Below are 15,874 nucleotides of genomic sequence, written 5' to 3'. Positions count from 1 at the left end.
CACGGATCGTGACTGAACGATCGCTTGGGTGTAGCGGATGGCGCAGAAAGGGACGTGGGCAGCCGGTCGTCCGACGGCCTCCCGGGCCGGGCCCGGGCCAGCCATCCCGCCGGCCGGTGCGGCTCCTCGATCGGACGCCGGCTCCGCCCGGATGCCGGGATGACGCCGCGATGTCCCACTCTCGGGACCGGCGGAGCGGTCCCTGCCGACCCGTTCGGCCCGGAGTGGGCAGGCCGTGGCCCGCCCGTCGGTCGGCCGATGCTCGGAGCGCGGCACAGACACCCCTCACCACCACCTGTCATCACGCAGAGTGTTCACTTGAATTGCCTCTGTTGCATCGGCGAGCGTCAGCCTATGCTCGCCCCTTGGGTGTGACGCAAGCCTCACTGCAACAACCGACCGACACAGGACCATCCATTTGTAAAAGATCCGTAACGGTGAATGCAGAAGCGCAATGAACGGCTCCGGATGTGCTGATCCGGGCGCGCTTCCGCATGCCCGGCGGCGGTGATCCGTCGCCGCACCGGGCGACCACGAGGAGGCTCGACGGTGCGCGGACGACAGCTCAGGCGAGCAGCAATCTGCCTGCTAGCGGTCGTGGCGGCGGTGTCAGTCACCGCCTGCGGCAGCGGACGGGAGGCCGTCGAACGGCCGGCGCCGGCCCGGAGCGACGGACAACAAGCGGACCGGGAGGTCGAAAGGCGGGCTGCGGAAAAGGCGGCGCTCGACGCGTACTCCGGTTATCTCGCCGCCTCGCGTACGGCGAGTCGACGCAGTGATCCGCGCGCGCCGGAACTGTCCCGGTATCTCGCCGATCCACTGCTCACTCGGGTGCGAGTGTCCATTCGCGAGGCAAAGGAGCACGGCGCGATGCGTACCGGGGCGGTGAAGTCCGACCCGACCGTGACCTCGATCAGCCTGGACTCGGCCCCGGCCACGGTGGAGATCCAGGACTGCCTGGACGCGAGCGGTTACCGGCTGGTCTACGCCAAGGACAAGCGGGTGGTCCCGGGCAGTGGCGGCGGCAGGCACCTGGCCACCGCCACCGCGACCCGCTATCCCGACGGCCGCTGGCTGATCAACTCCAGTGCCGCGCACCGGGACCAGCCGTGCTGACCTGGGGAGGAAGGGGCGCCCCGGCCCGTACCGCCCGGGCCGGGACGCCCCGCCGGGCACTCACCGGGATCGGCCTCGCGCTGCTGCTGGTGGTCGGTGCAACCGTGCCGGCCGGCGCCGCCCGGCGCGCCGACCCCGGGGCGGAGTGCCCGCTCGACCAGCCGGACTGCAGCGTCTGGGACGACGAGCGCGGCACGCCGGGCGGTCCCGGCGGCGGCGGCGACAACGGCGGCGGGGACTCCGGCGGCGGAGGTGGTGGCGGCGTCTGCCAGTGGGGCGGGCGGACCATCCCCTGCTACGACGACCTGCTCGGCCGGTTCAACAACGGCGACGGGTGCTACTACAAGCTGACCGAGGGGGACGTCGAGCCGCCCGAGGGCCAGCAGTGGTATCTGCAGACCTGCAACGGCGGCGACCTGGGTGCCCAGGACATGGTGCTGCTGGATGGGCCACCGCCCGGCTACGGCGCACCGCCCGACCCGGAGGAGCTGGCCCGCCGCGCCCTGGCGTCGATCAAACTGTTGCCGGCGCGGCTCAGGGTGGCACCCCGCAAGAGCGTCGGCCCCGGACTGGTCGGCCTGCCGGTCTGGATGTGGGCGACACCGAGCGCCAATTACTTCGGCCCGCTGCACGCCTCCGCGTCCGACCGTGGGCTGACCGTCTCCATCGAGGCGAAGGTCGACCGGATCGTCTGGGACATGGGCAACGGCGACAAGGTCACCTGCCCGGGCGCCGGCACCCCGTACGACGCGAAGGGCAAACACGCCGGCCAGCCGTCCCCGGACTGCGGCTACGACAGCGGCTACCCGAAGGCCGGCACCTACCGGGTCGGCGCCACCACGTACTGGACGGTGCGGTGGTGGACCAACGGCGGCGTCCAGGGCGAACCGATTCCGCAGACCGGACCAGCGGCACCGTGCCGATCCAGATCAACGAACTCCAGGTGGTGACGCGATGAGCGGGCGGAACGAGTGGCTTTCGACGGAGCTGGTCCGGTGAGCCTCGCGACACGCAACGGAACCCCGGTGGACGCGCCGGTCAGCCCGCCCAAGGTGGTCCGGCAGCGCCGGATCCGCCCGGGGCTGCTGGGTCTGGCTGTACTCCTGATCGCGCTGGGCGGGCTGGGCGCGGCGTTCGCGGTCACCTCGGTCCGGGCTACCGGCAGCTACCTCGCGGTGGCCCGGCCGGTGGAGGTGGGGCGGGAGATCAGCGCCGCCGACCTGATCGCCGTGCAGGTCGCCGGCGGTCAGGGACTGCGCCCCGTGCCCGCCGGGCGGCTGGACGAGGTGGTCGGCAAGCGCGCCGCCGTGGCGCTGGTCCCGGGCACCCTGCTCACGCTGGGGCAGGTCACCGACGACGCGCTGCTAGGCCCCGGCCAGCAGCAGATCGCGCTCGGCCTCAAGACCGCGCAGGTGCCAGCGCGTGAACTGCACCCCGGCGACAAGGTCCTGCTGGTCAGCACCCCGGACGACAACGCCACCGGAGCGGCTGTCGCGGGCACCCGCTTCTCCGCCACCGTGATCGACATGGTGAGCCCGGCCAACGACGACAAGGTGCTGTACCTGGCGCTCACCATCCGGGACGTGCCCGCGGTGGTGGCGCTGGCCGCGCAGGAGCGGATCGCCGTCGTGCTGACCGAGGCGGCCTGAACATGGCGATCATCGCGCTGGTGTCCGCGAAGGGTTCGCCCGGCGTGACCACCTCGGCGCTGGCCTGCGCGCTGGCCTGGCACCGACGACTGGTGCTCGCGGAGTGCGACCCGGCCGGCGGGTCGATCCTCGCCGGCTACCTGGGTGGTCAGCTGGACGGGCCGCGCGGCATCGGCGAGCTGGCCGTCGGGGAGCTGCGCGACGGCAGCCTGGAGACCGCCTTCTGGTCCCAGCTGGTCGACCTCGACGCGCCCCGGCGGGAACGGCTGCTGCTGCCCGGGCTGGTCGACCCGACGCAGGCCGGCAGCGTCACCCCGCTCTGGCAGCGCTTCGCCGACTACTTCAACGCCCTGGACCGCGGCACCCCCGGCTACGACGTGCTGGTCGACTGCGGCCGGCTGCACGTCAACGGCCCGCCGTGGCCGGTGCTGCGGGCCGCCTCGGTGGTGCTGCTGGTGACCCGGGCCGAGCTGCCGGATCTCTCCGGCACCCGGGCGGTGGTCACCGCGATCGAACGGGACTTCGCCGAGCACCGGGTGCCGCCGGGCACCCTGCGGCTGCTGCTGGTCGGTGGTGGGCATGGTCGGGCCGAGATCAGCCGCGCGCTGAAACTGCCGGTGATCGCCCGGCTGCCGCACGATTCGCGTACCGCCGGGGTGCTCAGCCTGGGCGGGACGGTACGCGCCGGACGGCCGCTGCTGCGCGCGGCGGCCGCGCTGGAGGTGCCGGTCGGCGCGCTGCTGGAACGGCGGCGCGCCCGGCTGGCCTGGCCGGTGCAGCAGGGGGTGCCGGATGCGGTTTGAACCGGTCAGCGCCGACCCGCGCCAACAGCCGCCCGGCGTCACCTCCACGACGCCGCCGCTGACCGCGCCGAACGGCCGGCACCATTCGGTGCCACTGCCGGCGCCGCCTCCGGCACCCGCGGCCAGCCCGCCGCCGGAGCCGCCACCCCGCGCCCGGATGGACTTCCAGGTGGTCCGGGAGCTGCGCCGGGAACTGACCGAGCGGCTCACCCTGTGGCAGCGCGGCCGTGAGTTCACCGTCGACGAGGAGGACACCGAGCGGGCCCGGCTGGCCGTCACGGTGGTCGCCGAGTACGCGGACGCGGTCCGCCGGGCCGGCACGCCGATGGCCGCCGGTGAGGAACGCCTGCTGCTCGACCAGGTGACCGCCGAGCTGGTCGGGTTGGGTCGGCTGCAGACCCTGCTGGTCGACGACACCATCGAGGAGGTGCACATCCTCGGCTGCGACCAGGTACGCATCACCCGGCACGGCGGCGGGGTCGACTGGGCGGAGCCGATCGCCGACAGCGACGCGGAGCTGGTGGAGATCCTCCAGGCGGCGGCACGCCGTGCGGGCGCGACCGAGCGGTCACTGTCCACCGTGAAGCCCACCCTCGACCTGCAACTGCCCGACGGCAGCCGGCTGGCCGCGGTGTTCCTGGTCAGCCACCGCCCGTACGCGGTGATTCGCAAACACAACACCCTGGACGTGAGCCTGGACGACGTGGCCGGCGCCCGGGGTGACCTGGACGAGATGATCGACCCACTGCTGCGCGACTTCCTCCGCGCGGCGATGCGCGCCGGGCTGAACATCATGGTCGCCGGGCTGGCCGGCGCCGGGAAGACCACGATCATCCGGGCGCTGATGAACGAGATCCCGCCCGACGAGCCGTACGTGCTGCTGGAGGAGAGCCGGGAGCTGCTGCCGGCCCGCCGCCGGGAGCGGCACCGGGCGGTGATGAGTTTCGAGGCCCGCGAGGGGCACGGCGAACGTGGCTTCGACGGCCGGCCGGCCGGCGAGGTGACGATCGCCGACCTGATCCCGCTCTCGCTCCGGATGGGCGTACTGCGGATCATCGTGGGTGAGGTGCGGTCCCGGGAGATCGTGCCGATGCTCCAGGCGATGACCACCAGCCGGGGCTCGATGTGCACCATCCACGCCCGCACGTCCGCCGGCGTCGGTGAACGGATCGTCGAGCTGGCGCTGGCACACGGCCGCGAGATGACCGTCGACCAGGCCCGCCGGATGGCCGGCAACGCCCTGGACCTGATCGTCTACGTCACCGTCGAGGACGAGACCGCGATTGGCGGCCGTAAGCACCGGTTCGTCTCGCACGTGGAGGAGGTGATCGGGGCTGGCGAAGCCGGGCGCATCACCACCACCACGGTCTTCGGGCCCGGCCCCGACGGCCGCGCGGTCCCCCGGCACCTGCCGGAACGGGTCCGTGAGCAACTGCTGCGGGTGGGCTACGACGCCCGGCTGCTGACCCGGTGGATCGAGGCTGGCACCGGTGCCTGGCGCCGCCCCCGGCAGACCCGACTGGCCCGGCGGTGATCCGGTGCGGGACAACCTGGAACTGATCGCGGTGGTCTCCGGCGCCGCCTGTGTCGCCGGTCTGCTGCTGGCCGTGGTCGCGCTGATCGGCACCCGGCGGCCCGCCGGCCCAGGCCCGGGCGCCGGACCGGGTCTGAGCCGGCTCTGGCGCGGCTCCGGCGCCACCCCCGGCGAGCGGCGGGCCTACCAGGCTCTGCTGATCACCGCGTTGGTCGCCGGCGCGCTGGCCTTTCTGCTGACCGGGCTGCCGGTGGTGGGTCTGCTGGTGGCGGTGGCGGTGCCCGGCACCCCGTGGCTGTTCGCGGTGGGCAAGGCCGAGCAACGGGCAATCGCCCGGATCGAGGCGGTCGGCGAGTGGACCCGCCGACTCAAGGACGTCTCCGGCACCGGGCAGGGCCTCCAGCAGTCGATCATCGGCACGATCGGCAGCGTGCCACCCGGCATCGAGGACGAGGTCCGGCTGCTCGCCGCCCGGTTGCAGGCCGGTTGGATGGCCCGCTCCGCGCTGCTGGCGTTCGCCGACGACATCGGTGACCCGGTCTGCGACCAGGTGGTGGCGGCGCTGATCCTGCACCTCACCGACCGGGGCGAGCGGCTCGGTGACGTACTCGGCTCGATCGCCGGCGCGGCGGCGGCGGAGGTCGCCACCCGCCGGGAGATCGAGGCCAAGCGCACCCAGCCCCGGTTCGCGGTCCGCTTCCTCACCGGCATGACCCTCGCCACCCTGGCGTACGGGCTGATCAACACCGAGTACATCGAGCCGTACGGCACACCGGTGGGTCAACTCGTGATGGCCGCCCTCGGTGCCGCCTTCATCGGCCTGCTGGCCTGGGTGCGGTCGATGAGCCAGCCGCAGCGGCCGGCCCGGTTCCTGCCGTCGCCGGACCCGCAGGAGGTGATCGCGTGATCGTGAACTGGCACCTGGCCATCGCGGTGTGCGGTGGAGCTGCCGTGGGGCTGGGTCTGTTCCTGGTGGTCCGCGAGCTGGTGCCGGCGACCCCGGCGCTCGGACCGGCACTGCGCCGGTTGCACCAGCCGGCCGGCACCGGCCGGGTCGCCGCTCCCGCGTCCCGGCAACTGGACTGGTTGACCGGGCTGGCCCGCTGGCTGCGGCCGCCGCACCGGCAGCTCGCCCTGATCGGCCAGACCTCCGAGCAGTACGCGCTGTCGGTGCTGCTCTCGGCGCTGATCGGGCTGGCCGTGCCGACCCTGCTCGGGGTGGCGCTGTTCGTGCTGGGTATCTCGCTACCGCTGGTCGTACCGGTGCTCGGCAGCCTCGGCATGGCGCTGATCGCCGGGCTGCTGGCGCACCGGTCGGTGCTCGCCAAGGCGGACGCCGCCCGGGACGAGTTCCGCCAGGCCGTCTGCACGTACCTGGATCTGGTGGCGTTGCAGCTCTCCGCCGCGCACGGGCCGGTGCAGTCGCTGGAGCGGGCCGCGGCCGTGTGCGACGGCTGGGTCTTCGACCGGATCCAGGAGTCGCTGCGGATCGCCCAGATGCAGATGCACGCGCCCTGGGACGAGCTGCGCGACCTCGCCGACAAGATCGGCATTCCGGAACTGGGCGACGTCGGCGCGATCATGCGCTCCTCCGGGAGTGAGGGAGCGCAGGTGCACGAGACCCTGCGCAGCCGGGCCGACTCGCTACGCGACCAGATCCGCACCGACAACCTCGCCCGCGCCGAGGGGGTGACCAGCAAGCTCGACATTCCGGGCGCACTGCTCGTCTTCGTGCTGCTCGGCTTCGTCGTCTACCCGTTCATCGCCCGCGTCTGACCCCACCCCGAGAAGGAGTACGCCATGTCCATCATCAGCTACCTGCACGTCGTGATGACGACGCGTCTGGCCGAGCTGCGCCGCGACGGCGAGCGCGGCGACAGCCCGGTGCCGACCGCGGTGATCATCTTCGGTCTGGTCTTCGTGGCGACCATCGTCACCGGCCTGGCCCTGGGCAAGGCCAACGACTGGATGAAGGCCATCCCGAACCACACGAACCCGAAGTAGCCGGCGTGCGCCGAGTCGCGTTTCCGAGGTGGCGCCGGGTGATGGCCGACGCCCGGCGCGCCACCTCGCGGCCGGCGACCGGGAGCGGGGAGCCAACCCGGTGGAGCTGGCGGTGGTGATGCCGCTGATCCTGGTGCTGCTCTTCGCGTCGCTCCAGGTCGCGGCCGTCTTCCTGGCCCGCTCCACGGCGTTGAACGCCGCGCAGAGCGGGGTCAACGCCCAGCGGCTGTACGACGCTCCGGACGACGCCGGGGTCGCCAGCGCCACCCGCTTCCTGAACGCCACCGGCGGCTGGCTGGTGGGCTGGGCAAAGACCGGCCCAAGCTGCGTGACCACCGACACCGAGGTGACCTGCACGGTGCGCGGCCGGTCCCTGTCGGTGGTGCCCGGCGTGGACTTCGCGGTGCGGCAGACCGCGCACGGGACAGTGGAACGGGTGACCACGCCATGAGCCGCGGCGTCGAGCGGGGCTCGGTCTCCATCGAGGTGGCGGTGCTCGCACCCGCGTTCATCGCGCTGATGGTGCTGGCCGGCGTGGCCGGGCGTAGCGCGGTGGCGGCGGAGGCGATCGACGCCGCCGCGCACGACGCGGCCCGCGCCGCCTCGATCTCCCGGAATGCCGACACCGCGCGGACCGCGGCGCGGGAGGCCGCCCGCAAACAACTGGACTGGCACGGGCTGGCCTGCAGCAACGACCTCGACCCGACGTTCACCGGTTCGGTCGCCGGCAAGTCCACCAGCTTCGACGCCGCCTTCAGCAGCCCGCTCGGTGCGGACGCCACGGTGACGGTGGAGATCAGTTGCCTGGTGTCGTTCAAGGACATCTCGCTGAACGTCGTGCCCGGTATGCCGACCGACAACCGGATCACCGCGGACTTCACCTCTCCGCTGGACCGCTACCGGAGCCGGCAGTGACCGCGTTCACTCCCCGGCCTCCGCACACCGGTGAGCACGGCCGGGTCAGCATCTTCCTGGCGGTGGCGATGACCGGCGTACTGGCCATCGTGGGCCTCTCCTTCGACGGCGCCGGGCAGCTGCGCACCCTGCAACGCGCCGACAACCTGGCCGCCGAGGCGGCCCGGGCCGGTGGGCAGGCCATCGACCGGGCCACCGCGATCGAGGGCGGGCCGACGCGGCTCGACCGGCCGCAGGCCCGCGTCGCGGTCGCCAACTACCTGGCCGCCGCCGGCACCACCGGCCACACCGTGAGCTTCCCGGAAGTCGCCGGGGAGACCCTCGTCCGGGTACGCGTCACGATCACCTACCGCCGTTCGATGCTCGGGCTGTTCGGCTTCGCCCGCACGGTCAGGGTCACCGGCGAGGCGACCGCGCGAGCCATCACCCGCGAGCCATCACCGCAGGAACCGTAGGAAGGAAGGCAGCCATGCCCGCATCGGGTGGGTCCGTCGTACGGCGGACCGGACGGATCCTCACCGGCTTTGGCGCGCTGATCGTGCTCTGTACGCTGCTGGCCGGCGCGCCGGTCGCGCTGCTCGCCTTCGCGGGCAACCCTCTGCCCGACCACCTGCCGAGCATCGCCGAGGTGGGCACCGCGCTGACCAGCAGGGATGACGGCCAGCTCTTCCTGCGGGCGTTGGCGCTGGCCGGCTGGTTCGGCTGGGCCACGTTCGCATTCTCGGTCCTCGTCGAGCTGGGTGCCCAAAGCCTGCGCCGGCCGGCACCGAAGCTGCCCGGAATGAGCCGCCAGCAGAAGGCCGCCGCCGCCCTGGTCGGCTCGGTGGCGCTGATTCTCGCGGCCAGCCCGGCCGCCGCCGTCTACGCCGGCACGCCGTACGCCCACCCGGACTCGCCGGCCGTCGCCACCCTGGCCGGTCCGGCGTCGGCGTCGGCGCTGGGTACGGCCCACGGGATCGCCGCCCCCCGCGTCGGGGGCGCCACGGGCAGCGGGCCGCTGGGGCTGGACGCGCCCGGCTGGACAGGCGCGAGTGACGGGGCGGCGCCGGTGTACCGCGTGGCGCGGGGTGACTACCTCGGCGAGGTGGCCGAGCGTTACCTGGACGAGTTCGCCGACTATCGACGGCTGGCCGAGCTGAACCGGCTCGACGACCCGGACCGGATCCGCCCCGGCCAGTTGCTCCGGCTGCCCGCGGAGGCCACCGATCAGGGTGCCCGCTCGCACGCCACCGGCCGGCTGGTCGCCCGGCCCACCCCCAAGCCGCCGGCGCCCCGGCCGGCACCCGAGCGGGCCGCACCGGAGCGGGCCGCACCGACACCGCCGGGTGGCGCGGAGTCCGCCGGTCAGCCTCCCGCGATGACCGTCGGCGCCGCCCGGGCCGGCGCGACCGACCGGGTCAACCGGCCGCTGGCGGTCTCCGCCGTGCTGGCCGTGGCGAGCATCGTCGGCGCCCAGATCGGCGCGGTGCTCGGGCTGCGTCGCCGTCCGGCCACCGCCGGTGCGGCCCCTCGGCTGGCCGCGTCCACCCGCACGCCCCGGGGCGGCGCGGGCCGGAGCATCGGCGGCACAGCCCGGACCACCAGCGGTACGACCCGGCCCGCCGGCATCACCGCCGGACCGAGCGGCGGCGCGGCATCGACTGTCAGCGACACCGGCCGGGCCGGCGGCGGCATGGGGCCTGCGGGCGGCGGGATGGCACCGACCGACGCGCCCGGGCTGGCCAGTGACGGCCGAACTGGCGACGGGCGCTGGGGTGGCGACGAGGGTTGGGGCGGCTACGACGAGCACGGTGGCCTGCTGGCCGGCGGGCCCGGCCTGGACTCCGTCCCGGACGGACCGCAGGTCGGTCGGCACCGGCGCAGCTGACTGGCACTGGCCGGCGCTCGCCCGTCCCGGTCGGTCCCCACGACGGTCGCCGCCGTGTGGCGGTCAAGCGGCGGACTTCCGATGCTGGCCCGCCCGGTTGCTGGTCCCGCCGAGCTCCCGCTCAGATCGCCGCCGGTTGACGGGCAGCGCCGGGCTTCCGGCTCGGCGCGGCCACGGCCACGGCCACGGCCACGGCCACGGCCACGGCACAGACTCGGACTAGCCCCCGGCTGGCGGCACGCTGGGTCCCGAGAGGCGTTATACCTCACAGGTATAAATATGACTCTGAGGTATAACCGCTGAAAGCAACACCGCCCCAGGAGCAGCCCGCGCAGGGCCAGGCAGCGCGCGGCAACCCGCGCAGGGCCAGGCAGCCCGCGCAGGGCAGGCAGGGTGGAGCGGCGATCGGCGGCCTGGCAGCCTGGCCCGCGCGTCGGACACCGGGCGGATATCCGTTCGCTGGGTGTCAGGGCAGGCGGGTCTGCAGCACGCCGTTCTCGATCCGGGTGGGCAGGATCTGCTGGTCGTTGCCGGACGGCCCATGCACGACCTCGCCACCGTTCAGGCGGAAGGCGCTGCCGTGCCACGGGCAGACCACGCAGGCGTGGCCGTCGATCTCCTCCACCTCGCCCTCGCCGAGCGGCCCGCTCTGATGTGGGCAGCGCTCCAGCATCACGGTGACCTCGTCACCGTGCCGGTAGAGGATCACCGAGACGTCGTCCACCTCTCGGGTGACCAGCGTGCGTTGCGGCAGCGCGGCCATCTCGACCAGCGAGTGCCAGCCGTCGCTCATCAGGTGCATCTCGGAGATGCTCTGGTTGACCTGCGCACCCTGCTTGTACGCCAGGTGACCGCCGATGTACGCACCGAGGCTCACGGCGGAGAGCCCGAGAAAGCCGAGGGTACGGCCAGCGCCGTGGCGGCCGGAGAGCCGCGCGGCCAGCGATCCGGCGTAGAGCGTCACGCCGACCGTGTTCGCGGCGGCGTGTACCAGGCCGACCCGGCGCTGGTCGCGGGAGAGCGCCGCCCAGTCGTTCAGCCCGGCGACCGCCGCCGGCAGCGCGCTGACGGTGCCCAGACCGACCAGCACGGTGGCGGGACGGCGCTGCCCGGGCATCAGGTCCAGCACCGCGGCGCTGATCCAGGCACCCACCGGCACCTGCACCATCGCCGGATGCAGCGGATGTCCCAGCGTCACTCCGTGCAGCAGGTCCCGCAGCCGCCGGGGACGCAGCGTGGCGAGGACCGCCCGCTGCAGCCGGTCGCCCGTTCGGTCCAGCCGCGATGCTTGCTCAACTTTCGTCAATAGTGCTCGCACGCGTACCGACTTCCCGGCGAAAGCGGTCGCAAACCGGTCGACGGTGACAAACCTGCAGCACGGCGTGTCGGCAGCGCTTTCCGCGCGCTCCGGCCCGCCTTCTGATCGGATCCGGGGTCTGCGGGACCGGTGGATGGCGGGCATGCTGAGCCGATGGGTGTACGGGTGGAACGCGCCGGGCCGGTGACGACAGTGGTGCTGGACCGACCGGCAGCCCGGAACGCCGTCGACGGGCCGACCGCGCGAGCCCTGGCCGACGCCTTTCGAGCCTTCGACGCCGACCCCGGCGCGGCGGTGGCCGTGCTTTGGGGTGCCGGCGGCACGTTCTGCGCCGGCGCCGACCTCAAGGCGATCGGCACGCCGAGCGGCAACCGGGTCGAGCCGGAGGGGGACGGCCCGATGGGCCCGACCCGGATGGCGCTGAGCAAGCCGGTGATCGCGGCGATCTCCGGGTACGCGGTGGCGGGCGGCTTGGAGTTGGCGCTCTGGTGCGACCTGCGGGTCGCCGAGTCCGACGCGACGCTCGGCGTGCTCTGCCGCCGCTGGGGAGTGCCACTGATCGATGGCGGCACGGTCCGGCTGCCCCGGCTGATCGGTGAGAGTCGTGCGATGGATCTGATCCTCACCGGCCGACCGGTGCCGGCCGATGAGGCGTACGCGATGGGGTTGGTCAATCGGCTTGTGCCGCCCGGCCAGGCGCGGGCCGCGGCCGAGGAGCTGGCGGCAGGGATCGCCCGGCACCCGCAGACCTGCCTGCGCAACGACCGGGCGGCGGTGCTGGCCGGAGCGGGCCAGCCCGAGTCGGAGGCGATGGCGACCGAGCTGGCGTACGGGATGGTCTCGCTGGCCACCGACGCGGAGGCCGGCGCCGCCCGGTTCGCCGCCGGTGCGGGCCGGCACGGCACGATGCCGCCGGGAGGGGGGAACCTCCCGGCGGCACCCGGTGCGGGCTAGATCAGTTGCGGTTGATGGTGAAGGTTGTCGTGGTGTTGCGGATGTCCTGGTAGTTGTTGGTCAGCCGCAGGTTGTTGAAGGTGACCGAGCCGACCGCCGGGCCCTGACCGGGTTCCGGCATCTCGTTCGCCCAGATCGCGAAGCCGGACTTCGCGTCGAACGCGTCACCGCTCTTGCGGACGCCGCTAATCGAGACGTTGGTGAAGACGGTGTCGGTGATCGGGTTCTCCGGCTGCGGTCCGTTGTACTTGGTCTGGAACATGATCCCGGTGTACGTCGGGTCGACGATGTCCACGTCGGACACCCGGATGCCGCGGAACTCTTTCGAGGCGGAGAAGACCCAGATCGCGGGGAATGTCTGCGCTCCCCAGAAGTGCCCACCGGCCCGGATCAGCGAGATGTTCTGGAACTGGGTGGGTGGGCTGGCTCCGAACCCGATGAACGGGTAGCCGAAGTCCAGCGAGCTGATGGTGAGCCCCGAGTACGTCAACATGTCCGCGATGTACAGGTTGCGGAAGATGTTGTTGTAGCCGCCGTAGACCGCCAACCCGGCCGCCCGCCAGGTCAGCGTGGCCGAGAGGTTCTCGAACACGTTGCCATTGTTGGAGGTCGACGCACCCTGGTCGGTGGCCGAGAAGAGGGCGAACGCGTCATCGCCGTTCGACCGCCCCTCGGTGTTGGTGATCAGGTTGTTGGTGCTGCCGTTGGTCAGGTTCACACCGTCGGCGAAGGTGTTCCGGAAGCGGCTGTTGCGGATGGTCAACCCGCTGACGCTCACTCCCCAGTACGCGCAGACGGTGTGCTCGACCCAGACGCTGTCCAGGGTCATGTTGTCGACGTCCTTCAACTCGCCCCAGACCTTGCCCGGTCCGTCCTGCCGGACGGTGTAGTTGCCGAAGAAGGCGATGTGCGAGAAGGACGACCCGCTGGCCGAGGACTCCACCCGGAAGCCCGCATCGGTGTTCGACTGGCTCGTCGGCGTCTGGAAGCGGGTGTACCACATCCCCGCGCCGACCACCGAGATCGGCTTGCCGTACACCTGGAGCTTCTGCGCGGTCTCGTACGTGCCAGCCGGCAGGTAGACGCCGATCAGGTTGCCGGTGGTGTCCATCCGAACCGCGTCCAGCGCGTTCTGCACGTCCTGGTGGCTGAAACCGGTCGGCACCCGGTACCGCGCCGGGTCCGGGTTGGCGCGCGGCGCGACCAGCTCCAGGTTGATGAAGTCGATCGCGTACGTGGTGGTGTTGGCCGGGTCCTTCTGCAGGCGGATCCTGCTGCCGGCCGGGATGGTCGAGTTCAGCATCACGTTCGCCTCGTCGTACAGGTGCCGGGGCGGGCCGGCGCTCGGCGAGTCACTCGGGCTGGCCTCCGCGCCATAGAGCCAGATGTGCTTGGAGGTCAGGTTGATCGGCTTGTGCAGGGTGCCGTTGACGTAGATGTTCAGGGTCGAGTCGATGCCCCCGCCGCCCGGCGAGTCGGGGATGGAGAAGCGGGTGACCAGCGTGTTGGTCGCCGCCCGGGTGGTCCACTCGACGTACGAGCCGGTGCTGTTCAGGGTCACCGCCCGACGTCCGGACGCCTCACCGCCGAGATTGCCGATGTCCCGGTTCGGCCCGACCTGCCCGGCGCCACCGCCGGTCGTGCCGTCCTCGGCCTCGTACATGTCGTAGCCGAGGTTGGCGCCGCGCCCCACGAAGAGCGGGCGGTCACTGGTGTTGTTGGCCTGCTTGACCGGCAGCTCGTTGCCGTCGGCGGCGAGCACCACCCGGACGGTGTACTTGCCGTTCGCGGCGGTCCAGGTGCCGAGACTGATCGGGCCGACCGTCGCCCCGGCGTTGATCACACCGGAGTACGAGCCGGTCAGGGTACGGACCACGGCGCCGGACTCGTTGAGCACGGTCAGGGTGATGCCGTGCGAGCCGGACGCGGACGCCTGGTTGCCGGCGTTGCGGATCGACACGGAGAAGTTCACCGTGCTGCCGGGGGGCGGGTTGCCCGGTGACCAGTCGACGGCCGAGGCGACCAGGTCGGAGCTGGCGACCGCGCTGACCACCAGCGGGCTGGGGTTGGTGTAGCTGTTGTTGGTGTCGTCCTGCTCGACGACGGTGTTCGACTCGTCGACCTTCGCGCTGAGCGGGTAGCTACCCGAGTCACGCGTGCCGATGGCGGCGCTGACCGTGGTCGAGGCGCCGGCCGCCAAGCCGCCGACCGACGCGGTGCCGACCCGGGTGGCGCCCAGGTAGAAGTTGACGTTGGTGGCGCCGGAGGACGCCGAGCCCGCGTTGCGCACGGTGGCCGAGAGCGTGATGGTGCTCGTCTCCACCGGCGCGGACGGGGTGAACGACATGCCGGTCACGGTCAGGTCCGGGTTCGGCGCCGGGGTGCCGATGACCTGGAACTCGGCCACCTGGCCGGCCGGAGCGCCAGTGTTCGAGGCGATCGAGAGCCGTACGTCGGCCGCCGCACCGGAGACCGGGATGGTCACCGTGTTGCCGCTGCCCGGGTTGAAGCTGTAGTTCGCCGCGCCGACCAGGGTGGTGAAGGTAGACGAGCCCTGGTCGCGGCCCAGCACGGTGATGTTCTGGGTACGCGCCCCCCAGGCCGCGTCCGGGTTCAGCTTCAGCACGATCTGGCTGAGGCTGGCGTTCGCGCCGAGCTGCACGGTCAGTGTGCTCGGGTTGCCGTTGCCCTCCCAGTAGGTGGCCACGTTGTTGTCGTTGGCGTTGGTGGCCACGAACGTGTGCACGTACCCGGAGGCGGTGATCGGCTTACCGACCGCCAGGTTGGTGCCGACCGGCGGGTTGCCGGTGCCGGTCCGGGTCACGGTGTTGCTGTTCGCCGACTGGTTGCCGGCCGCGTCCTTGGCCCGCACGTAGTAGGAGACCGTGGCGCTGTCCGGCTGGCTGTCGATGTACGTCAGGGCCGAGGCGTTGACGCTGCCGCGCAGTCCGCCGTTGGCGTAGACGTCGTAGCCGGTCACCCCGACGTTGTCCGTGGACGCGGACCAGGTGAGCCGGATCTGCCCGCTGGAGGGCTGGGTGTACGCCAGGTTGCCGGGGACGCTGGGGGCCTGCGTGTCGGGGCTGCCGACGGCGCCGTAGACCTCGACCTCGGAGAACTGGGCGGCCGGCCAGCCGGTGTTGCCGGTGACCTGCACCCGCACGTAGCGGGTGCTGGCGGCGGTGAAGCTGACGGTCGCGGTGTTGCCGGTGGCCGGGTTGAAGGCGTAGCCGGCGGACGCCTTCAGGGTGGTGAACGACGAGCCGTTGGTGGAGCCGAGCACCGACAGTGTCTGGGTGCGGGTCTGCCAGGCCGACGCGGGCGGCAGTTTGAGCACGACCCGGTCCACGCTGACCGTGGCGCCGAGGTCAGCCTGGATCCACTGCGGGAACGCGTTGTTGGCGCTCTCCCAGTAGGTGTCCGCGTTGCCGTCGTTGGCGTTGCCCGCCACGTAGTTCTGGTTGTGGCTGCTGGCAGTCATGGTGGCGGAGAGTCCGGCGAGCATGGCCACGCGCGCGGCGGCCGCGGGCGGGTCGGCCACCGGTGCCGCGCTGGCCGTGGGGGTGACGACCGGGGCGGTGACGAGGAGCATCCCGGCGAGTACGCCGGCGAGCAGCCGCCGGTGGCCGGTGCGGGTGGTTCGGGGGACGGAACTGGGCGCGCCGGTTGGCGGCGTGCCTCGTCTGGTGCCGTTACTGGACATGGGGTCGCTAC

Annotated in this window: 13 protein-coding genes and 2 pseudogenes; 13 read left to right on the top strand and 2 right to left on the bottom strand. The window is 72.4% G+C overall.

All coding sequences use genetic code 11. From position 1 onward, the window contains the following. Positions 1 to 579 precede the first annotated feature (579 nt). The 12 genes and pseudogenes from ACWD5O_RS28425 to ACWD5O_RS28370 form a co-directional block, all read left to right on the top strand. Positions 580 to 1,116, top strand: a complete 537-nt coding sequence (locus tag ACWD5O_RS28425) for a hypothetical protein (RefSeq protein ID WP_387325148.1) — start codon at positions 580 to 582, stop codon at positions 1,114 to 1,116. Continuing rightward, positions 1,110 to 2,074: pseudogene (locus ACWD5O_RS28420) on the top strand (hypothetical protein). The gene ACWD5O_RS28425 and the pseudogene ACWD5O_RS28420 overlap by 7 nt, the downstream one beginning before the upstream one ends. A gap of 37 nt (positions 2,075 to 2,111) precedes the next feature. Then, positions 2,112 to 2,765 (top strand): SAF domain-containing protein, encoded by a 654-nt coding sequence (locus tag ACWD5O_RS28415; RefSeq protein ID WP_450087150.1) that lies wholly within the window; start codon positions 2,112 to 2,114, stop codon positions 2,763 to 2,765. A gap of 2 nt (positions 2,766 to 2,767) precedes the next feature. Next, positions 2,768 to 3,568 carry a ParA family protein gene (locus ACWD5O_RS28410; protein ID WP_450087149.1) on the top strand — a complete coding sequence of 267 codons (801 nt, stop codon included), beginning with the start codon at positions 2,768 to 2,770 and terminating at the stop codon, positions 3,566 to 3,568. Then, positions 3,558 to 5,102, top strand: a complete 1,545-nt coding sequence (locus tag ACWD5O_RS28405; protein ID WP_450087148.1) for a CpaF family protein — start codon at positions 3,558 to 3,560, stop codon at positions 5,100 to 5,102. The genes ACWD5O_RS28410 and ACWD5O_RS28405 overlap by 11 nt, the downstream gene beginning before the upstream one ends. A 4-nt stretch (positions 5,103 to 5,106) precedes the next feature. Further along, positions 5,107 to 6,009, top strand: coding sequence for a type II secretion system F family protein (locus ACWD5O_RS28400; protein WP_354966541.1), 903 nt, complete (start codon positions 5,107 to 5,109; stop codon positions 6,007 to 6,009). Beyond that, positions 6,009 to 6,878, top strand: coding sequence for a type II secretion system F family protein (locus ACWD5O_RS28395; RefSeq protein ID WP_450087160.1), 870 nt, complete (start codon positions 6,009 to 6,011; stop codon positions 6,876 to 6,878). Before ACWD5O_RS28400 ends, ACWD5O_RS28395 begins: the two co-directional genes overlap by 1 nt. A 24-nt stretch (positions 6,879 to 6,902) precedes the next feature. After that, positions 6,903 to 7,106 carry a hypothetical protein gene (locus ACWD5O_RS28390; RefSeq protein WP_354966540.1) on the top strand — a complete coding sequence of 68 codons (204 nt, stop codon included), beginning with the start codon at positions 6,903 to 6,905 and terminating at the stop codon, positions 7,104 to 7,106. A 28-nt stretch (positions 7,107 to 7,134) separates the two neighbouring features. After that, the gene (locus ACWD5O_RS28385; RefSeq protein WP_354966539.1) at positions 7,135 to 7,557 is read left to right on the top strand and encodes a TadE/TadG family type IV pilus assembly protein; all 423 of its coding nucleotides are present in this window, start codon (positions 7,135 to 7,137) and stop codon (positions 7,555 to 7,557) included. Further along, on the top strand, positions 7,554 to 8,021 hold the full coding sequence (locus ACWD5O_RS28380) for a TadE/TadG family type IV pilus assembly protein (protein ID WP_450087147.1): 468 nt from the start codon (positions 7,554 to 7,556) through the stop codon (positions 8,019 to 8,021). The genes ACWD5O_RS28385 and ACWD5O_RS28380 overlap by 4 nt, the downstream gene beginning before the upstream one ends. Positions 8,022 to 8,089: 68 nt before the next feature. Further along, positions 8,090 to 8,476, top strand: a complete 387-nt coding sequence (locus tag ACWD5O_RS28375) for a hypothetical protein (RefSeq protein ID WP_450087159.1) — start codon at positions 8,090 to 8,092, stop codon at positions 8,474 to 8,476. 14 nt (positions 8,477 to 8,490) lie between these two features. After that, a pseudogene (locus tag ACWD5O_RS28370) lies at positions 8,491 to 9,525 on the top strand (LysM peptidoglycan-binding domain-containing protein); the annotation flags it as partial. Positions 9,526 to 10,354: 829 nt separating this feature from the next. Here the strand turns inward: ACWD5O_RS28370 and ACWD5O_RS28365 are convergent. Next, positions 10,355 to 11,206 carry a Rieske 2Fe-2S domain-containing protein gene (locus ACWD5O_RS28365; protein ID WP_450087146.1) on the bottom strand — a complete coding sequence of 284 codons (852 nt, stop codon included), beginning with the start codon at positions 11,204 to 11,206 and terminating at the stop codon, positions 10,355 to 10,357. A gap of 153 nt (positions 11,207 to 11,359) precedes the next feature. Between ACWD5O_RS28365 and ACWD5O_RS28360 the strand changes: the two genes are divergently transcribed. After that, the gene (locus tag ACWD5O_RS28360; protein ID WP_450087145.1) at positions 11,360 to 12,160 is read left to right on the top strand and encodes a crotonase/enoyl-CoA hydratase family protein; all 801 of its coding nucleotides are present in this window, start codon (positions 11,360 to 11,362) and stop codon (positions 12,158 to 12,160) included. A gap of 1 nt (position 12,161) precedes the next feature. On the opposite strand, the gene ACWD5O_RS28355 is transcribed toward ACWD5O_RS28360, so the two are convergent. Next, complete coding sequence (locus ACWD5O_RS28355) at positions 12,162 to 15,863, bottom strand: discoidin domain-containing protein (RefSeq protein ID WP_450087144.1); 3,702 nt, start codon at positions 15,861 to 15,863, stop codon at positions 12,162 to 12,164. Between the last annotated feature and the right edge of the window lie 11 nt (positions 15,864 to 15,874).

The organism is Micromonospora sp. NPDC005161, assembly GCF_053599855.1.
The sequence above is the reverse complement of the archived record's forward strand: the minus strand, read 5'-3'. Positions and strand labels throughout refer to the sequence as shown.